General features: G+C 69.2%; 1 protein-coding gene. It reads left to right on the top strand.

The window, feature by feature from the left end:
• A partial coding sequence (locus MFF64_RS36670; protein ID WP_238193950.1) for an SOS response-associated peptidase family protein occupies positions 1-364 on the top strand: 364 nt, incomplete at both ends.

Below are 364 nucleotides of genomic sequence, written 5' to 3'. Positions count from 1 at the left end.
CGGTCACCAACGTGCGCAACGTCGCCTCTCCCTACTGGCGGCCCTGGCTCAAGCCGGTGCACCGCTGCCTGGTGCCGGTCACCTCGTTCAGCGAGTACGCCGACACGAAACCCCGCAAGACGCCGGTGTGGTTCGCCCTCGACGAGAGCCGCCCGCTCTTCGCCTTCGCGGGGATCTGGCGGCCCTGGACGGGCGTGCGCGGGCCGAAGCTCGACGAGCCCGTGCCCGAGGAGCACCAGCTGTTCTCGTTCGTGACGATCGAGGCGAATGGCGTGGTCGGGCCGGTGCATCCCAAAGCGATGCCGGTGTTGCTCACCAGCGCGGAGGAGTGGCGCACCTGGCTTGAGGCGCCAACTGATGAGGC

Source organism: Methylobacterium frigidaeris (assembly GCF_022179185.1).
Classification (GTDB): Bacteria; Pseudomonadota; Alphaproteobacteria; order Rhizobiales; family Beijerinckiaceae; genus Methylobacterium; species Methylobacterium frigidaeris.
Note: the sequence above shows the minus strand (reverse complement) of the source record. Positions and strands in the feature narration are given on the sequence as shown.